The sequence below is a fragment of the Gordonia sp. 852002-10350_SCH5691597 genome, assembly GCF_001665715.1.
GTDB lineage: Bacteria > Actinomycetota > Actinomycetes > Mycobacteriales > Mycobacteriaceae > Gordonia > Gordonia sputi.
Window position 1 is genome coordinate 1 of the sequence record NZ_LZMO01000167.1, and the last position, 844, is coordinate 844.

Here is an 844-nt window from a genome sequence, read left to right on the forward strand (position 1 = left end):
TGTGTATAAGAGACAGCCTCACAGAGGTGGGCAGCTCTCCCATTTGCAACGTGTTGTGTGTTACAAATTGAATATGAGGTCAAGTTCAACTATGCGATCAAGTTCCACTACGCGATCAGCTGTGCTCATCGATTTCGGGGGAGTGGTGACCACCAGCGTGCTCGACGCCTTCCGGGCCTTCGGCGCGGAGATCGGCGACCGTGAGCTGCCGCTGCGTCTACTCGGACACGACGGGCAATCCCGCACGCTGCTCGCAGATCATGAGGCAGGACGGATCGACGCCGAAACCTTCGACAAGGGTTTCGCCGCCCGACTCGGGGCACACGGCGTAAGCGTGCCGTCCGATGGACTCTCCGCGAGGATGCAGCATCGACTCGAGCGTGACGACGAGACGATTGCCATGCTGGGTCGGCTGCGCGCCGCGTCGGTTCCAGTTGCCCTGGTGTCCAACGCGTTCGGACGAGACACCTATGCGGGCTTCGAGCTCAGCGAGCTCGCGGATGTTGTCGTCATCTCCGCTGAGGTGGGTATACGCAAGCCATCGCGTCGGATCTTCGAGATCGCGTGCGAACGGCTCGGAGTGGCCCCGCAGGATTCGGTGATGATCGACGACCTCCAACAGAACCTCGACGGTGCAGCGAAGCTCGGGATCGCGGGCATCCTCCATACCGACGGCGCCGACACGGCGAGGCAACTGACCGAAACGTTCGGACTACCCGCAACCGCGTGAGATCCATACCGCGTGAGATCCATTCAGAAAGCCAACTGTGTCGGCGCATCGACCACGACGCCGGCACCGCAGACGTCCACCCGCGTGGACGAATGACCGAGAACCGAGGAGAAG

At 61.7% G+C, this 844-nt stretch carries 1 protein-coding gene; it reads left to right on the forward strand.

The genetic code is table 11. From position 1 onward, the window contains the following. Nucleotides 1-91 precede the first annotated feature (91 nt). The gene (locus A5777_RS11960; protein ID WP_039856765.1) at nt 92-730 is read left to right on the forward strand and encodes an HAD family hydrolase; all 639 of its coding nucleotides are present in this window, start codon (nt 92-94) and stop codon (nt 728-730) included. Nucleotides 731-844: the final 114 nt, after the last annotated feature.